Raw genomic sequence first — 20113 nt, 5'->3', positions numbered from 1 at the left:
GACCATGACGTCTTCGACCCCTTCGAACCCCTCCGGCTCCGCACGGCCCTCCAGGCGGGACCGTGCCGAGGCGCTGCCCGAGGAGCTGCGGGAGGCACTGCGGCGGCGGCTCGCCGGACGGGCCGGCGGCGCGGCCCCGGCCGCCCGGCAGGGCATCCCGCGCGCCGACCGGGACCGCCCGCTGCCGCTGTCGTCCGCGCAGCAGCGGCTGTGGTTCCTGGACCGGCTGCGCCCCGGCGACGCCCGCTACAACAGCGCGGTCGCCGTCCGGCTCACCGGCGCGCTGGACCACACGGCGCTCGGCGAGGCGCTCGCCGCCGTCGTCGCCCGGCACGAGGCCCTGCGCACCACGTTCGAGGAGACCGACGGCCGGCCGGTGCAGCGCGTCCGTCCGGCGGGCCCGGTGCCGCTGCCGGTGCGGGACACCGGCGACCTGGACGCGGACCTGCTCGCGGAGTACTCCCGCCCCTTCGACCTGCGGCACGGGCCGCTGCTGCGCGCCCTGCTGCTGCGCGAGACGGCGACCTCGCACGTCCTGCTGCTGACGGCCCATCACATCGTCACGGACGGCTGGTCGATGGGTGTGGTCCTGGACGAACTGTGCACCGCCTACGACGCCCTCGCGCGGGGTGCCCGACCGGAGCTGCCCCCGGTGGCCACGCAGTACCCGGACTTCGCGGTGTGGCAGCGCGAGCAGCTCTCCGGGCCCCGCCTCGAACGCCATCTCGCCCACTGGAAGCGGCAGTTGGCGGGTGCGGTGGCACCCGAGCTGCCCCTGGACCGGCCCCGGCGGGGCGAGGAGGCGGGCGCGGGCGCCGTCCACACGTTCACCGTCCCCGCCCCCCTCACCGCACGGCTGCGCGACCTCGCCAGAGAACAGCACAGCACCCTCCACACCGCCCTGGTCGCCGCCACCCAGGCCCTGCTGGCCCGCTGGTCCGGCCAGGACGACATCACGGTCGGCTCCCTCACCCCCGGCCGGTCCCGCACCGACCTCGAACGGACCGTCGGCTTCTTCGTGAACACCGTCGTCCTGCGCACCCCGGTGGACACGTCCGGCTCCTTCCGCGACCTGCTCGCCACGACGGCCGGCACGGTCAACGACGCCTTCGCGCACGGCGACACACCGTTCGAGCGGATCGTGGAGGCGGTCGGCGCACCCCGCGAGGCGGGCCGCAACCCGCTGTTCGACGTGATGGTCCTGCTGCACCCCGACCCGCCCGCCGCGAGCGCCCCGCACGGCCTCGCCACCACCCCGGTCACCGTGCCCCGGCAGGCGGCCACCTTCGACCTGAGCATCGAGTTCGTGCCGGACGGCGCGGGCCTGACCGGTCTGCTGGAGTACCGCACCGACCTGTTCGACCCGGCCACGGCCGAGCGGCTCGCCGGGCAACTCCTGCGCCTGCTGGAGGGCGCGGCCGAGGCACCGGACCGCCCGCTGGGCAGCCTGCCCCTGCTGTCCGGGGACGAGATACGGCGTGTCGTCCACGAATGGAGCACCGGCCCGCACCACCCCGTGGACGACCTCACCCACCCGGAGATCTTCGAGCGCCGCGCGGCCCGCACCCCCGACGCCCTCGCCCTCGTCGCGGGCGGCGAACGGCTGGACTACGCCACCCTCAACGCCCGCGCCAACCGGCTCGCCCACCACCTCATCGCGCTCGGCGCCGGCCCCGAACGGCTGGTCGCGCTGCGGCTGCCGCGCACCGCCGACATGATCACCGCGATCCTCGCCGTCTGGAAGTCCGGCGCCGGCTACCTGCCGCTGGACCCGGCCCTGCCCGAGGAGCGCGTCCGGTACCTGCTGGACGACACCCGCCCGGCCCTGGTTCTGGACGAGGCCGCCCTGCGCGCCGTGCCCGCGGGCCTCCCCGACACCGACCCCACCGACGCCGACCGGCGCGCCCCGCTGGACCCCGGGAACCTCGCGTACGTCATCCACACCTCCGGCTCCACCGGCCGCCCCAAGGGCGTCGCCGTGTCCCACCGCTCGGCGGCGCACCTGCTGGCCGCGCACCGGGCCGGGTTCGTCGCCGAGGCGGGCGGCGGCCCGCTGCGGGTCGCGCTCACCGCGTCCTTCTCCTTCGACACCTCCCTCGAAGGCGTGCTGCTGCTGGCCGACGGCCACCCGCTGCACCTGGTCGACGAGACGACCCGGATGGACCCGGCCGCCCTGGTCGCGTACGTCGTCGAGCACCGCGTCGACTTCCTCGACGTCACCCCGTCCTACCTGCGCCAGCTCCTGCCCGCCGGGCTGCTCACCGACCCCCGGCACCGCCCCCGGGTGCTCATGCTCGGCGGCGAGGCGGTCGGGCCCGCGCTCTGGCGTGAGCTGGCCGCCCACCCCGGTGTGACCGCCCACAACTTCTACGGTCCCACCGAGTGCACGGTCGACGCGCTGTCCTGCCGCATCGACGGCGGCGACCGCCCCCTGGTCGGCCGCCCCCTGCCCGGGGTGCGGGCCTATGTGCTGGACGACCGGCTCCAGCCGGTGCCGCCCGGTGTCGGCGGCGAACTGCACCTCGCGGGCGCCCAGCTGGCCCGGGGCTACACCGGCCGCCCCGGCCTGACCGCCGCCCGCTTCCTCGCCGACCCCTACGGCCCGCCCGGCACCCGCATGTACCGCACCGGCGACCTGGCCCGCTGGACCCCCGACGGCCGCCTGGACTACCTCGGACGCGCCGACGACCAGGTCAAGGTGCGCGGCCACCGCATCGAGCCCGGCGAGATCGAGGCCGCCCTGCTCGCGCTGCCCGGCCTCGCCGCCGCCGCGGTCGTCGCCGTACCCGACGCGCACGGCCACACCCGCCTCGCCGCCTACGTCGTCCCCGCGCCCGGCGCGCCCCGGCCCGCCCCCGCCGACCTGCGCGCGGCCCTGCGCCGGGTGCTGCCCGACGCACTGGTGCCGTCCTCCTTCACCCCGCTGGACGCGCTGCCGCTGACCACCAGCGGCAAACTGGACCGCCGCGCCCTGCCCGCGCCCGACACCACCGCCGGCGAGCGGGAGTTCGTCGCTCCCCGCACCCCCGACGAGGAGACCCTGTCCGCCATCTGGGCCGAGGTGCTCGGCGTGGACCGGGTCGGCGTCACGGACAACTTCTTCGAACTGGGCGGCGACTCGATCCTGAGCATCCAGGCCGTCTCCCGGGCCCGCGCGGCGGGCCTCCGGATCGGCTCGCAGGACGTCTTCCGGCACCAGACGGTCGCCGACCTGGCCGCAGCCGCGGCCCGCCGCACCGCCGGCCTGCCCGCGCCCCGGCGCCCGCACGAGGACGGGCCCGCCCCGCTCACCCCGGTCCAGGAGTGGTTCTTCGCCACCCACGGCCCGCTGCGGCACTTCAGCATGTCGATGCTGCTCGACCTGCCCCGGGACCTCGACGAACGGGCACTGGAACGGGCCCTGGACGCCGTGGTGGACGCACACCCTTCCCTGCGGGCCCGCTTCACCCGCACCGGGGACACCTGGCGGCAGCACCCCGCCACCGGCCCGGCCACCGGACCGCTGACCCGGTACGGCCCCGGCACCCCGCCCGACGAGGCCGCCGACGCCGCCCGCGCCGCCCTGGACCCGGCCGGCGGAACCCTGCTGCGCGCGGCCCTGCTCACCGGCGGGGAACGTCCGCGCCTGTTCCTCACCGCCCACCACCTGGCCGTCGACAGCGTCTCCTGGCGGGTGCTGCTCGCCGACCTGGCACAGGCCTACCGGCAGGCCGCGGCCGGGCAGGAACCCCGGCCCGAGCCCGAGCACACCCCGTTCGCCGACTGGGCGCGCGAGCTGGCCGACCGGGTACGGGCCGGCGACCTGGACGACGACCTGCCCCACTGGACGCGGGAGACCGCGCCGCCGCGCACCCCGCTCCCCGTCGACCTCCCCGGCACCCCGCTCGCCGGAACCGTGCGCACCGTGCGCACCCGGGTGGACCGCGCCACCACCGAGGCACTGCTGCGGCGGGTGCCGGGCGTCTACCGCACCCAGGTCAACGACGTGCTGCTGAGCGCGCTGGCCCGGGTGCTGGCCGACTGGACGGGCGAGGAGCGGGTGACCGTCGCCCTGGAGGGCCACGGCCGGGAGGAGGAGCTGGCCGAGGGCGCCGACCTGTCCCGCACGGTCGGCTGGTTCACCACCCAGTACCCGGTCACCCTCACCCCGGCGGGACCGGGCGACTGGGGGGCCACGCTCAAGTCCGTCAAGGAGCGGCTGCGCGCCGTGCCCCGGCGCGGTCTGGGCTACCAGGCCCTGGGCCACCTCGGCTCGCCCCGGCCCGAAGCGAGAGCCCTCGGGGAACTCCCGCTGCCCCAGGTGTGCTTCACCTACCACGGCCAGTGGGAGGCGCCCGCCGGAGGGGACTTCGCACCCGTCGCCGACGTGCCCGGCCGGGACATGGACCCCGGCGCGCCGCTGGACCACCTCCTGGACGTCTCCGCCCTGGTGGCCGACGGCGAGCTGGAGATCACCTGGCACTACAGCGACCAGGTGCACCGGGCGGACACCGTACGGCGGCTGGCCGACGGCATGGTGCGCGCGCTCGCCGCCGTCGCCGAGCACTGCGCCCGGCCCGGCGCGGGCGGCCGTACCCCCTCCGACTTCCCGCTGGCCCGCCTGGACCAGGCCGGCGTGGACCGTCTGGCCGGGGACGGCCGGGACGTGGAGGACCTGCTGCCGCTCACCCCGCTCCAGGAGGGCATGCTCTTCCACCGGCTGGTCGGCGGACCGGACGACGTGTACGTCGACCAGGCCGCACTGCTGCTCGACGGGGTGACCGACCCCGACGCCCTCGTCCTGGCCTGGCAGCGCGTGACCGACCGCACCCCCGCCCTGCGCACCTCGGTGGTGTGGGAGGACGTGCCGGTGCCGCTCCAGGTCGTGCACCGCCGGGTCACCGTGCCCGTGGAGCAGGTGGACTGGCGGGACGTGGACGCGGGGGAGCGGGCCGAACGGCTGGACCGGCTGCGCGCCGACGACCTCGCGCGCGGCCTGGACCTCGGCACGGCCCCCCTGATGCGGCTCACCCTCGTCCGGCTGCCCGAGGCCCGGCTCCAGTTGCTGTGGACCTCCCACCATCTGATCCTGGACGGCTGGAGCCTGGCCCAGGTGCTCACCGACGTCTTCGAGGAGTACACGGCGCTCACCACCGGCGCCGGGCCCCGGCCCCCGGTGCGGCGGCCGTTCGCCGACTACGTGCGCTGGCTGGCCGGCCAGGACACCGAGGCCGCGCGCACGCACTGGCGGACCGTCCTCGCCGGGTTCGCCACCCCCACCCCGCTGCCCGTCGACCGCGTCCGCCGCCCGGGCCACGAGACCCGCTCCGCGGGCGTGCACACGGCCGGGCTCTCCGAGGAGGTCTCGGCCCGGCTGGCGCGCACCGCCCGCGCGGCCGGACTCACCCTCGGCACGGTGGTGCAGGGCGCCTGGGCGCTGCTGCTGTCCCGCTACAGCGCCGAGCGGGACGTGCTGTTCGGGACCACCGTCTCCGGACGCCCCGACGACCTGCCCGGCGTCGAGTCGATGGTCGGCATGTTCATCAACACCCTGCCCACCCGCGTCCGCGTGGAGGATTCCCGCAGCGCCGCCGCCTGGCTCCGGGAACTCCAGGAGGCGCAGGCCGAGGCACGGCGGTACGCGGCGGTGTCCCTCGCCGAGCTGACCTCGCTGAGCGACGTGCCCGCCGGCAGCCCCCTGTTCGACAGCATGGTGGCCTTCGAGAACTACCCCTTCGACCAGGCCCGTTCGGCCGCCTCCGGGATACGCCTGGCGGACGTCTCCGCCCGCGACGCCACCAACTACGCCCTCGTGCTGCGCGCCTACCAGGGCGAGCGGTTCGGCTTCGACCTCGCCTACGACCCCGCTCTGTTCGACGCCACGACCGTGCGCGCCCTCGCCGACCGGCTGTGCCTGCTGCTCACCGAACTCGCCGACGACCCCGGCCGGCCCGTGCGCGCGCTCGCCTGGACGACCGCCGAGGAGCGGCACCGGATGCTGGCCGGCTGGAACGGCACCGAGGAGGGCCGGCCCGCCGACACCCTGGATGCCCTCTTCGCCGCCCAGGCCGCCCGCACCCCCCACGCCGAGGCCGTCACCTGCGGCGCCGACCGGCTCGACTACGCCACCCTCGACGAGCGCTCCGGCCGGCTCGCCCACCGGCTCGCCGAACTCGGCGCCGGACCGGAGACGTTCGTGGCGCTCGCGCTGCCCCGCTCCACCGATCTCGTCGTGGCCGTCCTCGCCGTCCTCAGGACCGGCGCCGCCTACCTGCCCGTCGACCCCGCGCTGCCCGCCGAACGCGTCCGGGACCTGCTCGCCGACGCCGCCCCCGTGACGCTGGTGACCACCACGGGGACCGCCGTCGAGACGCCCGTGCCGGTCCTGCGGCTGGACGACCCCGGCGTCCGCGCCGACCTGGCCCGCCGCCCGGCCGCCGGCCCGGTCCGCCGCGCGCTGCCCGAGAGCCCCGCGTACGCCATCTACACCTCCGGCTCCACCGGCCGGCCCAAGGGTGTCGTCGTCCCGCACGCCAACGTGGTCCGGCTGTTCACCCGCACCCGGCCCTGGTTCGGCTTCGGCCCCGACGACGTGTGGACCCTCTTCCACTCCTACGCCTTCGACTTCTCGGTGTGGGAGCTGTGGGGCCCGCTGCTGCACGGCGGCCGGCTCGTCATCGTCCCCGAGGACACCGCCCGCTCCCCGGAGGACTTCCTGCGCCTGCTCGCCGACGAACAGGTCACCGTCCTCAACCAGACCCCCTCCGCCTTCTACCCGCTGATCCGCGCCGACGCCGAACTGCCCGACGTCAGTGCCCGGCTGGCGCTGCGCACGGTGATCTTCGGCGGTGAGGCGCTGGACGTGGCCCGGCTCGGCGACTGGTACGCCCGCCACCCGGACACCGCGCCCCGCCTGGTGAACATGTACGGCATCACCGAGACCACCGTGCACGTCACCTACGCCGCCCTGGACCGCCGGGCGGTCCGCGCCGGCACCGCGAGCCCCATCGGAACGGGCATCCCCGACCTGCGGCTCTACGTCCTCGACGACACCCTCCAGCCGGTGCCGCCCGGCGCCGTCGGCGAGCTGTTCGTCGCCGGCGAGGGCCTGGCCCGCGGCTACCTCAACCGGCCCGGCCTCACCGCGACCCGCTTCCCCGCCGACCCGTTCGGCCGGCCCGGCACGCGCATGTACCGCACCGGCGACCGGGCCCGCCGGCGAGCCGACGGCACCCTGGAGTACCTGGGCCGCGCCGACCAGCAGGTGAAGATCCGCGGCTACCGCATCGAGCCGGGGGAGATCGAGGCCGCCCTGCACCGCCACCCGGGCGTGGGCGCCGCCACCGTCGGCGTGTACGAGGACTCCGCCGGGACCCGCAGGCTGGTCGCCCACGTCGTCGGCACCGGCAGCGGCGACCGCGCCCTGCCGCCGCCGCCCGCCGCCGAACTCCGTGCCCATCTTGAGGGGTTGCTGCCCGCGCACATGGTCCCGGCCGCGTACGTGCCGATGGCCGCGCTGCCGCTCACCGTCAACGGCAAGCTCGACCGGCGCGCCCTGCCCGCGCCCGGCCCCGACGGCTTCGCCGCCGACGGCACGCGGACCCCGCCGCGCACCCCGGCCGAGCGGCTGGTCGCCGCCGCGTGGGCGGACGTCCTGGACACCGGGGAGGTCGGCGCCGACGACGACTTCTTCGCCCTCGGCGGCGACTCCATCCTCGCCGTCCGCGTCACCTCCCGGCTGCGCGCCGCCTTCGGCACGGACGTCTCACCCCGGCTGCTGTTCACCCACTCCAGGCTGTCCGCCCTCGCGGCGGCGCTGGGCGAGCCCCGGCACGGCGGCACCGCCGACAGCATCCCGGCCACCGACCCGGACACCCCGGCGCCCCTGTCGTACGCCCAGCAACGCCTGTGGTTCCTCGACCGGTTCGAGCCGGGCAGCACCGAGTACACGACCCTGTCCGTGCTGCGGCTGCGCGGCCCGCTCGACACCGCCGCCCTGCGCACCGCCCTGGACGGCCTGGTCGCCCGGCACGACGCCCTGCGCACCACCTTCACCGAACAGGACGGCCAAGCCCGGCAGTCGGTCAACCCGGCACACCCCGTGGACCTGCGGGTGGACGACCTCGCGGACACCGCCGAGGGCGCCGGTGCCCATAGCGCCCTGGACGCCCTCCTGGAGGGCGAGGCCGCCACCCCCTTCGACCTGGCCACCGGGCCGCTGTTCCGGGTCCGCCTGGTCCGGTGCGCCGCCGACGAGCACGTCCTCGTCCTCGCCCTGCACCACATCGTCACGGACGGCTGGTCCGCCGGTGTGCTGGCCCGGGACCTGGGCGAGCTGTACGCGGCGGCCCTGGAGGACCGCCGCCCCGGCCTGCCCGCCCTGCCGGTCCGCTACGCCGACTACGCCTCCTGGCAGCGCGCCCGCGCCGAGCGGACCGAAGCCGAACTGGGCTACTGGCGCGGCGCGCTGGACGGTGTGACCCCGCTGGAGCTGCCCACCGACCGGCCGCGCCCGGCCGTCCGCACCCGCGACGGCGCCCTGGTGACCTTCACCCTGCCCGCCGCGCTGACCGAGCGGCTGCGCGAGCGGGGCCGGGAGGCCGACGCCACCCTCTACATGACACTCGTGGCCGCCTGCCAGGTCCTGCTCGCCCGCTGGGCCGGCCAGGAGGACGTCACCGTCGGCACGGTCACCGCGGGCCGGGAACGGCCCGAACTGCACGACGTGGTCGGCATGTTCGTCAACACGCTGGTGCTGCGCGCCCGGGTCCGCCCCGAACTGCCCTTCCGGGAACTGCTGGCCGAGGTACGCGACACCGTCCTGGAGGCGTTCGCCCACCAGGAGGTGCCCTTCGAGCGCGTGGTGGACGCCCTCCAGCCCGAGCGGGACACCAGCCGCACCCCGCTGTTCCAGGTCATGGTCGCCCTGCACAACCTCGGCGCCGAACCGCCCCGGCTCCCCGGCCTGGCGGTGGAGCCGGTGACCCCGCCCGTCCGCAACGCCACCTTCGACCTCGCCTTCGACTTCACGGAGACCGACGGCGGACTCACCGGCTACCTGGAGTACAACACCGGGCTCTTCGACACCGGCACCGCCGAACGCCTGGCCGCCCGGCTGCGCGTCCTGCTGGAGGCCGCCGCCGAGGACCCGGAGCGGGCCGTGAGCCGCCTGCCGCTGATGACCGACGACGAACGGCGCCAGGTGCTGCGGTACGGGCAGGGCGCCCGGCTGCCCGAGCCGGACACCACCTTCCCCGCCCTGTTCGAGGACCGGGCCGCCCGCACCCCGCACCACACCGCGCTGGTGGCCCGCGACACCACCCTGGACTTCGCCGCGCTGAACGAGCGCGCCAACCGGCTGGCCCACCACCTCGCCGCCCGGGGCGCCGGCCCCGAGGACGTGGTCGCCGTACGGCTCCCGCGCACCTCCGACCTGGTGGTGGCGGTGCTCGCGGTCCTCAAGGCGGGCGCGACCCTGCTCTGCCTGGACCCCGCACTACCCGAGGAGCGAACCGACCTCCTCCTCTCCGACGCCCGGCCGCACACCGTACTGACCGGCCTCGACGAGGTGCCCTGGGGGCGGCTCCCCGCGCACGACCCGACCGACGCCGACCGGGTCCGGCCCCTGCTGCCCGAGCACACCGCGTACATCGTCTACACCTCCGGCTCCACCGGCCGCCCCAAGGGCGTCGCCGTCGAGCACCGGCAGCTCGTCAACCTCTGCCACGACCACCGGGCGGGCCTGCTCGCCCCGCACACCGACGGCGGGCGGCGGCTGCGGGCCGCGCTCAGCGCCTCCTTCTCCTTCGACACCTCCTGGGAAGGGCCGCTGCTCCTCGCCCTCGGCCACGAGGTGCACCTGGTGGACGAGGACGTACGCCTGGACCCGCAGGCCTTCTGCGCCCAGGTCGCCGGCCACCGCCTCGACCTGGTGAACGTCACCCCGTCCTTCCTGCGCGAACTGACCGCCGCCGGGCTGCTCGCCCCCGGCCGCCACCACCCCCGCCTGCTGCTCGTCGGCGGCGAGGCCGTCACCCCGGCCGACTGGCGCGAACTCGTCCAGGCCGAACGACGGTCGGGCGTGAGCGTGTACAACATGTACGGCCCCACCGAGTGCACCGTCGACGCCGTCTACGGCCGCTTCGCCGACCGGCCCGACCGCCCGGTCATCGGCCGCCCCGGCGGCAACCTCCGCTCCTACGTCCTCGACGGCGCCCTGCGCCCGGTGCCGCCCGGCGTGCCCGGCGAGCTGTACCTGGCCGGGGCCCAGGTGGCCCGCGGCTATCTGAACCGGCCCGGCCTCACCGCCGCCCGCTTCCTCGCCGACCCGTTCGGGGCGCCGGGGGAGCGGATGTACCGCACCGGGGACCGGGTCCGCTGGGACCGGGACGGGCTGCTGGAGTTCCTGGGCCGGGTGGACGAACAGGTCAAGATCCGCGGGTTCCGCATCGAGCCCGGCGAGGTGGAGGCCGCCCTCCTGGACCACCCGGACGTCGCCGACGCCGCGGTCGCCGCACGCGAACACGCCGGCCGCCCCATGCTCGTCGGCTATGTGGTGCCGACCGCCGGCCGGATGCCGTCCGCCGACGACCTGCGGCTCGCCCTGCGCCGCACCCTGCCCGACCACATGGTGCCCGCCGCGTTCGTCCCGCTGGCCCGCATCCCCCGCACCACCAGCGGCAAGACCGACCGGCGCGCACTGCCCGCCCCGCCCGCGCGGCCCGACAGCACCACCCCGTACGTCACCCCCCGGCCCGGCACGGAGGAGCGCCTGGCCGCGATCTGGGCGGACGTGCTCGGCGTCGAACGGGTCGGCGCCCGCGACAACTTCTTCGCGCTCGGCGGCGACTCCATCCTGAGCATCCAGATCGTCTCCCGCGCCCGGCAGTGCGGACTCGCCCTCACCACCAAGGATGTCTTCCGCCACCAGACGGTCGCCGAACTCGCCCTGCGGGTACGGGAGTCCGCTCCGAACCCCACCCCCACGGAGGAGAGCGGCGAGGCGCCGCTGACGCCGATCCAGCACTGGTACCTGGACGGCCGCGACCCCGGACAGCGGCTCCGGTTCACCATGACCCAGCGTCTGGAACTCGCCGCCGGCACGGACGGGCCGGCGCTCCGGGCCGCTGTCGACGCCCTCGTCCACCACCACGCCGCCCTGCGCACCCGCTTTTGCCGCACCGCCGACGGCTGGCGCCAGGAGGTGCTGCCCGAGGCCCCGGACGCCGTCTTCACCCGGCACGACGTCGCCGCGCTGGACGACGCCGCGCTGGAGCGCGAGGTCCAGCGGATCACGCAGGAGGCGCAGTGCGCGCTCGACCCCGTCGCGGGCCGGGTCGTCCGCGTCCTGTTCTTCGACCGGGGCCCACGGCGGGACGGCCAACTCGTGATCACCGCCCACCACCTGGTGATCGACGGTGTGTCGTGGCGCATCCTGCTCGCCGACCTGGAGACCGCCCACGGAGCGGCGGCGGCCGGCCGGCCCGTCGAACTGCCCGCCACCGGCACCTCCTACGGCACCTGGGCCGCCCGGCTCGACCGGCACACCCGCTCCGGCGCCCTGGACGCGGACCTGCCGTACTGGACCCGCACCGGCGCGGCCCCGGCCGAGCTGCCCGCCGGACGGCCCGGACCCAACACCCACGGCACTGCCGCCACCCTCACCGTCACGCTGGACGCGGCCACGACCGACGCCCTGCTGCGGCAGGTCCCGGAGGTCTACCGCACCCAGGTCAACGACGTCCTGCTCAGCGCCCTCGGCCGCACCCTGGCCCGCTGGTGCGGGCGCGACACCGTCCTGCTCGGCGTGGAGGGACACGGCCGGGAGGACCTGTTCGCGGACCTCGACCTGGCGCGGACCGTCGGCTGGTTCACCGCCGAGTTCCCGCTCGCCCTGCGCGTCGACCCGGACGCCGGCTGGCACGACACCCTCCGCGCGGTCAAGGAACAGCTGCGCGCGGTGCCGCTGCGCGGCCTGAGCCACGGCGCCCTGCGCCACCTCCTGCCCGACAGCCCCCTCGCCGGCGCCCCCACCCCGCGCATCGGCTTCAACTACCACGGCCAGTGGGACGCGGACGGCACCGACGGGCTGCTGCGCGGCTCCCTGCCCCCGGCCGGCCGGGACACCGACCCGGACGAACCCCGCCCCTACCTGCTGGACGTCACCGGAGTGGTCCAGCGGGGCCGCCTCGAACTCGGCTGGACCTACCCGTCGGCGGTCTACGACGAGGCCACCGTCCGCCGGCTCGCCGACGAGACGCTCGGAGCCCTGCGGGACATCGTGGCGCACTGCGCCCGTCCCGGAGCGGGCGGCCGTACCCCCTCCGACTTCCCGCTCGCCGGTCTCCGCCAGGACCGGCTGGACCGGCTCGTCGGCACCGGCCGGCACGTCGAGGACGTCCTGCCGCTCTCCCCGCTCCAGTCCGGCATGCTCTTCCACGGCCTGATGGACACCGAGCACGCCTACTTCGACCGTACGGCCGTACGCCTGTCCGGCGTGGCGGACCCGCACGCGTTCGCCGCCGCCTGGCAGCAGGTCGCCGACCGCACCCCGGCCCTGCGCAGCAGCGTGCACTGGCAGGGGCTGCCCCACCCGGTCCAGGTGGTCCACCGGCGCGCCGAGCTGCCGGTCACCCACCTCGACTGGCGGGCGCTGACCCCGCAGCGGCGCGCGCAGGCCACCGAGCGGCTGCTCGCCGAGGACCGCGCGGCGGGCATGGACCTCACCACCGCGCCGCTGACCCGCCTCACCCTGGCCGCCCTGCCCGGCGACGAGGTGCTGCTGCTCTGGTCGACCCACCACATCGTCCTCGACGGCTGGAGCACCGGGCAGCTCCTCACCGAGGTGTGCGAACGCTACGCCGCCCTCACCGGCGGCCCCGACCCGGCACCCCCGGTACGGCGGCCCTTCGCGGACTTCCTGCACTGGCTGCGCGAGCAGGACGAGCAGGCCGCCGAACGGTACTGGGCCGACGCCCTGGCCGGATTCACCGCCCGCACCCCGCTGCCGTACGACCGCACGCCCGCCGAGGCCCACCGCGCCCGCTCCGCCGCCGCCGTCCACCACGAACTGGACGCGCGGGTCTCGCACCGGCTGCGGGAGAGCGCCGCCCGCGCCGGACTCACCGTCAACACCGTCGTGGAGGGCGCCTGGGCGCTGCTGCTGGCCCGCTCCAGCGGACAGGACGACGTGGTGTTCGGCACCACGGTGTCCGGCCGCCCGGCCGAACTGCCCGGCGTCGAGAGCATGATCGGCATGTTCATCAACACCGTGCCGACCCGCGTCCGCGTCCCGGCCGGGCCGGTCCTGCCGTGGCTGCGCGACCTCCAGGAACGGCAGAGCGACGCCCGCCGTTTCGACTTCCTCGCCCTGCCCCGCATCCAGGCCGCCGGCGAAGTCCCCTCCGGCGAGCCCCTGTTCGACAGCATGGTGGTGTTCGAGAACTACCCCGTGGACGAGTCGGCCACGGCCCGCACCGGCGTCCGCGTCGAGGAGGTGCGCGCCGACGACGCCACCACCTTCCCCTGGTGCCTCCGCGCCCACCTGGCCGAACGGCTCGCCTTCGACCTGGCCTACGACCCCGCCCTGTTCGACCCCGCGACCGCCGAGCGCGCCGCCGACCGGCTGGCCGCGCTGCTCACCTCCCTCGCCGACGGGTTCGACACCGACCTGGCCGGCCTGGACCTGCTCACCCCGGCCGACCGCGACCTGCTGGCCGCCTGGAACACCCCCGCCCGCCGGGCCGCCCCGCGCAGCCCCGTGGACCTGTTCGCCGAGCAGGCCCGCCGCACCCCGGACGCGCTCGCGGTCCGCGACGGCGAGCGCCGGCTGACGTACCGCCAACTGGCCGACTGGGCCGCCGCATTGGCGGCTCGGCTGGTGGCCGGCGGCCTGGCGGCCGAGGACCGGGTGGCGCTGCTGATGGACCGCTCCGCCGAACTCGTCGTCGCCCAGCTTGCGGTGCTCATGGCCGGCGGCGCCTACGTCCCCGTCGACACCCGCGCGCCCGAGGAGCGCCGCCGCACCCTGCTCGCCCAGGCGGGTGCGACCGTCCGGCTCACCCCGGCCGAGGTGACCGCCGCCCGCACCAGCGCCGGGCAGGGGCGCACACCGGCCGCCGACCCCGACCGGCTGGCGTACGTGATGTTCACCTCCGGCTCCACCGGCCTGCCCAAGGCGGTCGCCGTACGGCACCGGGACGTGGCGGCCCTCGCCACCGACAGCCGGTTCGCCGACGGGGTGTGCGCGCGGGTGCTGCTGCACTCGCCGGTGGCGTTCGACGCGGCCACCTTCGAGGTGTGGGCGCCGCTGTTGAACGGCGGCTGCGTGGTCGTGGCCCCGGCCGGCGGCGTGGACGCGGCCCTGGTGCGCCGGCTGGCCGCCGACGGGGAGCTGACGGCGCTGTGGCTGACCGCCGGACTGTTCCGGCTGCTGGCCCAGGACGCCCCCGACTGCTTCCGGGGCCTGAAGCAGGTGTGGACCGGCGGTGACGTCGTCCCCGCCCAGGCCGTGCGCCGGGTGCTGGCCGCCTGCCCCGGCCTGACCGTCGTCGACGGCTACGGCCCCACCGAGACCACCACCTTCGCGACCTCCTGCGCCCTCACCGACCCGGCGGCCGTGCCCGGCACCGTCCCCATCGGCCGCCCGCTCGACGACATGCGGGTGCACGTCCTCGACGCCCGGCTGCGACCCGTACCGCCGGGCTGCCCCGGTGAGCTGTACGTCGCCGGCGAGGGCGTCGCCCGCGGCTATCTGGGCCGCCCCGGCGAGACCGCGGCCCGCTTCCTCGCCGACCCCTACGGCCCGCCCGGCGCCCGGATGTACCGCACCGGCGACCTGGCCCGGCGGCGGCCGGACGGCACCGTCGAGTTCCTGGGCCGCGCCGACGACCAGGTGAAGATCCGGGGCTTCCGGGTGGAGCCCGGCGAGGTCGAGGCCGCCCTCGCCGCCCATCCGGGCGTCGTGGACGTGGCCGTGCTGGCCCGCGAGGACCGGCCCGGCGCCAAACGGCTCGTCGCCTACGTCGTCGGACCGGCCGGACAGGACGGCGAGGAGCTGCGGGACTTCGCCGCCCGCACCCTGCCCGACTACCTCGTCCCCGGTGCCGTCGTCCCGCTCACCGCCCTCCCGCTCAGCCGCAACGGCAAGGTCGACCGCGCGGCCCTGCCCGCCCCGGAAGCCCTGCCGGGCCGCGCCCGCGTCGAGCCCCGCACCGAGGCCGAGCGCCGCACGGCGGCCGTCTTCGGCGAGGTGCTGGGCAGCGAACCGCCCGGCGCGGAGGACGACTTCTTCCAGCTCGGCGGCGACTCCATCCTCAGCATCCGGCTCGCCTCCCGCCTCGCCGAGACCTTCGACACCGACGTCACCCCGCGCGCGGTGTTCACCCACCCCACCCCGGCGGGACTGGCCCGGCTGCTCGACCCCCGGCAGGGCACCGGCCGGTCGGCGATCGCCCCGGCCGGCCGGGACGGGGCCGCGCCGATGTCGTACGCCCAGCAACGCCTGTGGTTCCTGGAGGAGTTCGCGCCCGGCGGCGCCGAGTACGTGACCGCGCTCGCCCTCCGGCTGCGCGGCACCCTGGACACCGGTGCTCTCCGCGCGGCCCTGACCGCCCTGGTGGCCCGGCACGAGTCGCTGCGCACCACCTTCGACAGCGTCGACGGGCACGGCGTACAGCGCGTCCACCCGCCCCAGGACGTGCCGCTGCCCGTGCGCGACCTGTCACGCACCGCCGACCCCGAATCCGCCCTGCGCGGACTGCTCGCCGAAGAACGCTCCCGCCCCTTCGACCTGCGTCAGGGCCCGCTGCTGCGCACCGGTCTGATCCGGCTCGCCGAGAACGACCACGTGTTCACGCTCACCCTGCACCACATCGTCACCGACGGCTGGTCCACCTCCGTCCTGCTCGGCGACCTCGCCCACCTCTACCGCGCCGAACTCGGCTGCGAACAAACCGAGTTGCCGACGCTGCCGGTGCAGTACGCCGACTACGCGCGCTGGCAGCGCGGCACCGGGGACACCGGCGCCGGCGAGCACCTCGCCTACTGGAAGCGGCAGTTGGCCGACACGGCGCCGCTGGAGCTGCCCACCGACCGGCCCCGGCCGCCGGTGCGGACCAGCGCCGGCGCCACCACCCGGCTGGTGGTGCCCGCCCGCACCGTCCGGCGGCTGACCCGGCTCGCCCGCGACCACGGCACCACCCTGTTCACCGCGCTCGTCGCCGCCGCCCAGGCCTACCTCGCCCGCCTCTCCGGCGCCGAGGACATCGCCGTCGGCACCGTCACCTCCGGCCGCGACCGGCCCGAGACGCAGCGCCTCGTCGGGTTCTTCGTCAACACCCTCGTACTGCGCTCCCGCGCCGGGGCCGAGGAGCCCTTCACCGGGTTCCTCACCGCCGTACGGCAGACCGTCCTCGACGCCTTCGCCCACCAGGACGTGCCGTTCGAACGGATCGTGGACGAGGTGGACCCGGTCCGCGACACCAGCCGCAGCCCCCTCTTCCAGGTCATGGTCGTCCTCCAGAACACCCCGGCCGCCGGTCTCGACCTGCCCGGCCTGGACGTCACCGACGTCGAACCGGAGTCCGAGCAGGCCGCGTTCGACCTCACCCTGGAGTTCGCCGAGACCGACGACGGAGCCCTGCACGGCCTGCTCACCTACAACACCGACCTGTTCGACCCGGCCACCGCCGACCGGATGGCCGGACAGCTCGGCACCCTGCTGCACGCCGTCGCCGAGGACCCCGACCGTCGGCTCGGCACCCTGCCGCTCACCTCCGACGACGAGCTGAAGACCCTGCTGGACCAGGGGCACGGCAGCTTCCGCCCGGTACCCGAGACGACCCTGCCCGCCCTGTTCGAGCGGCAGGCGGCCCGTACCCCGGACGCGGTCGCGCTGGTCGACGGCGACCGGGAGCTGACCTACGCGGAGGTGGACCGGGCGGCCAACCGGCTGGCCCACCGGCTCGTCCGGGACGGCGTCGGACCGGAGCGCGTGGTCGCCCTGGCGCTGCCCCGCTCGGCGGCGACGGTCGTGGCCCAGCTCGCCGTCACCAAGGCCGGGGGCGCCTTCCTGCCCGTGGACCCCGACTACCCGCCGCAGCGCAGGGAGTTCATGATCCGGGACGCCGGCGCCCACCTGGTCCTCGCCGACCCGGCCGAGGTGTGGGCCGCCGACGGGCCGGACACGGCACCCACGGACACCGACCGCACCGCGCCGCTCACCCCCGCCCACCCCGCCTACGTCATCTACACCTCCGGCTCCACCGGCACCCCCAAGGGCGTGGTGGTCACCCACCGCGGCCTCGCCTCCTTCGCCGCGGCGGCCACCGAGCAGTACGCGGCGGGCCCCGGCGACCGGGTCCTCCAGTTCGCCTCGCCCAGCTTCGACGCCTCCGTGCTGGAGCTGTGCGTCTCCCTGCTCAGCGGGGCCGCGCTGGTCACCGGCGAGGAGGGGCCGCTGGTCGGCGAGCGGCTGGCGGAGGTGCTCGCCGAACGGCGCGTCAGCCACACCCTGATCCCCCCGGCCGCGCTGGCCACCGTCCCGCCGCAGACCGCCGCCGCCCTGCCCGACCTGCGCACGCTCATCGTGGGCGCCGAGGCCTGCCCGGCCGACCTGGTCGACACCTGGGCCCCCGGCCGCCGGATGATCAACTCCTACGGGCCGACCGAGGCCACCGTCGTCGCCACCTGGACCGGTCCGCTCACCCCCGGCACCGGCGCCCCGCCCATCGGCCGCCCCGCCGGCGGCATCCGCGTCCGCGTGCTCGACGCCGCCCTGCGTCCCGTACCGCCCGGCGTGACCGGGGAGCTGTACCTCGCCGGGCCCGGAATCGCCCGGGGCTACCTGGGCCGGCCGGGACTCACCGCCCAGCGGTTCGTGGCCGACCCGTTCGGCGCGCCGGGGGAGCGGATGTACCGCACCGGGGACCTGGTCCGCTGGACCGCCGACGGCCGGCTCCGGTTCGCCGGACGCGCCGACGACCAGGTCAAGCTGCGCGGCTTCCGCATCGAGCCCGGCGAGATCGAGAGCGCGCTGCGGCGCAGCCCGCTGGTGCGGGACGCGGTCGTCGTCGTACGCGCGGGGGAGACACCGGACGCGCCGGCCCGGCTGGTCGCCTACGTCGTTCCGGCGGAGGGGCGGCCCGCAGCCGACGCCTCGGCCGGCGATCCGTCCGCCGCCGATTCGCCGTCCGCCGATTCGTCGGCCGCCGCTCCAACCGCCGCCGATCGGTCCGCTGTCGATCCGTCCGTTGCCGGTCGGTCCGCCGCTGATCCTGCCACCGCCGGCCGGGCCGGTGGTGAGGTGCGGCTGCCCGTCGGGGAGTTGCGGCTGCACCTGGCCGGGCTGCTGCCCCCGCACATGGTGCCGTCCGTCTTCGTACCGCTCGACCGGCTGCCGCTCACCCCGAACGGCAAGACGGACCGGCGGGCCCTGCCCGCACCCGGGCCCGGACAGTACGCGGACGGCCCGAAGACCGCGCCGCGCACCGACACCGAACGCCGGATCGCCCGGATCTGGGCCGATGTGCTGGGCATCGAGGAGGTCGGCGCCGACGACAACTTCTTCGCGCTCGGCGGCGACTCCATCCTGAGCATGCAGGTCGTCTCCCGGCTGCGCCGCGACGGCCTGCACATGGCCACGCGCGACCTGTTCACGCACCAGACCGTGGCCGAACTCGCCACCGTGGTCCGCGCCGCGCCCCGGCGGTCCGGGGACGGCCCGGTCACCGGCGACGTACCGCTCACCCCGATCCAGGACTGGTTCCTGACCACCCCGCGCGCCGCCCACCACCACTTCAACCAGTCGGCGCTGCTGGAACTCCACGGCACCCCCGACCCACGGGCGCTGCGCGCCGCCCTGGACGCGCTGCTGGAGCACCACGACGCGCTGCGCATGCGGTTCACCCGGGACGCGGACGGCTGGCACCAGTTCAACCCACCGCCCGCCGCCGGCCCCGGCATCCTCGTGCGGCACGACCTGACCGGACTGTCCGCCGAGGAGGCCGACGCGGCCATGGCCAAGGCCGCCGACGAACTGCACGCGAGCTTCGACCTGGCGCGGGGCCCGCAACTGCGCGCGGCCCTGTTCACCGGGGAGCCGGAGCGGCCCGCGTTCCTCCTCTTGGTCGCCCACCACCTGGTCGTGGACGCCGTCTCCTGGCGCATCCTGCGCGACGACCTGGAAACCGCCTACCAGCAGGCCCTTGAGGGCCGACCGGTCACGCTGGGGGAGCGCGGCACCAGCTTCCGCGCGTGGTCGCGGGGACTCGCCGCGTACGTCGCCGAGGGCGGCCTCGATCACGAACTGCCGTACTGGGAACAGGCGGTGGACACCGACCCCGTGCCACCCGCGCCCACCGCCGCCGGACCGGCCGCCACCGTGAGCGTGGAGCTCGGCGAGGAGGACACCACGGCCCTGCTGCGCTCGGCACCCACCGCCTACCGCACCCGGGTCAACGACGTGCTGCTCGCCGCCCTCACCCTGGCGCTCGCCCGCTGGACCGGACACGACCGGGTCCGCCTGGACCTGGAGGGCCACGGCCGCGAGGACCTGCTCGACGGGGTCGACCTGTCCCGCACCGTCGGCTGGTTCACCACCGTCTACCCGGTCGCCGTGCAGGTGCCCGACCCCGGCGACCTCGGCCCGGACCGCGACTGGCGGTCCCTGGTGAAGTCGGTGCGCCGCCAGCTGCGCGCCGTACCCGGCAACGGCATCGGCTTCGGCGCGCTGCGCACCTTCGGCCCGTCCGAGGTCCGCGAACGCCTCGGCGGCAGCGCGCACAGCCAGGTGGTGTTCAACTACCTCGGCCAGTGGGACGCCCGCCCCGAGACCGCGTCGGACGGCCTGGTCCGTGCCGAACACGGCTCCCTCGGGCAGGACCACGACCCCCGGGACCCCGGCTCACACCTGCTGGAGGTGGTGGGCGCGGTCCAGCACGGCCGGCTCGCCTTCACCTGGCACCACCGCCCCGGCGTGCACGACACCGCGACCGTGCGCCGGGTGGCCGAGGAGTTCGCCGAGGCCCTGCGCCACCTGGCCCGGCACGCCAGGGGAGGCCGGTGACGAACTTCCGGCCCCGCGAGGCCCCGTGCCGGCGTGCCACCCGGTACGGGCCGCGCGCCCCCCGCGCCC

Annotated in this window: 1 protein-coding gene; it reads left to right on the top strand. The window is 76.3% G+C overall.

Features of this window, described 5'->3' with window-relative positions:
* The first annotated feature begins 4 nt into the window (after window positions 1–4).
* Complete coding sequence (locus AQJ11_RS09175) at window positions 5–20044, top strand: non-ribosomal peptide synthetase (protein ID WP_059262746.1); 20040 nt, start codon at window positions 5–7, stop codon at window positions 20042–20044.
* The last annotated feature ends 69 nt before the right edge of the window (window positions 20045–20113 follow it).

The sequence above is a fragment of the Streptomyces corchorusii genome (assembly GCF_001514055.1).
Taxonomy (GTDB): Bacteria; Actinomycetota; Actinomycetes; order Streptomycetales; family Streptomycetaceae; genus Streptomyces; species Streptomyces olivaceoviridis.
Note: the sequence above shows the minus strand (reverse complement) of the source record. Positions and strands in the feature narration are given on the sequence as shown.

What these genes read in the sequence shown, in the direction of transcription:
- AQJ11_RS09175 (WP_059262746.1), top strand. Translation starts at nt 5, where the DNA reads ATGACGTCTTCGACCCCTTCGAACCCCTCCGGCTCCGCACGGCCCTCC.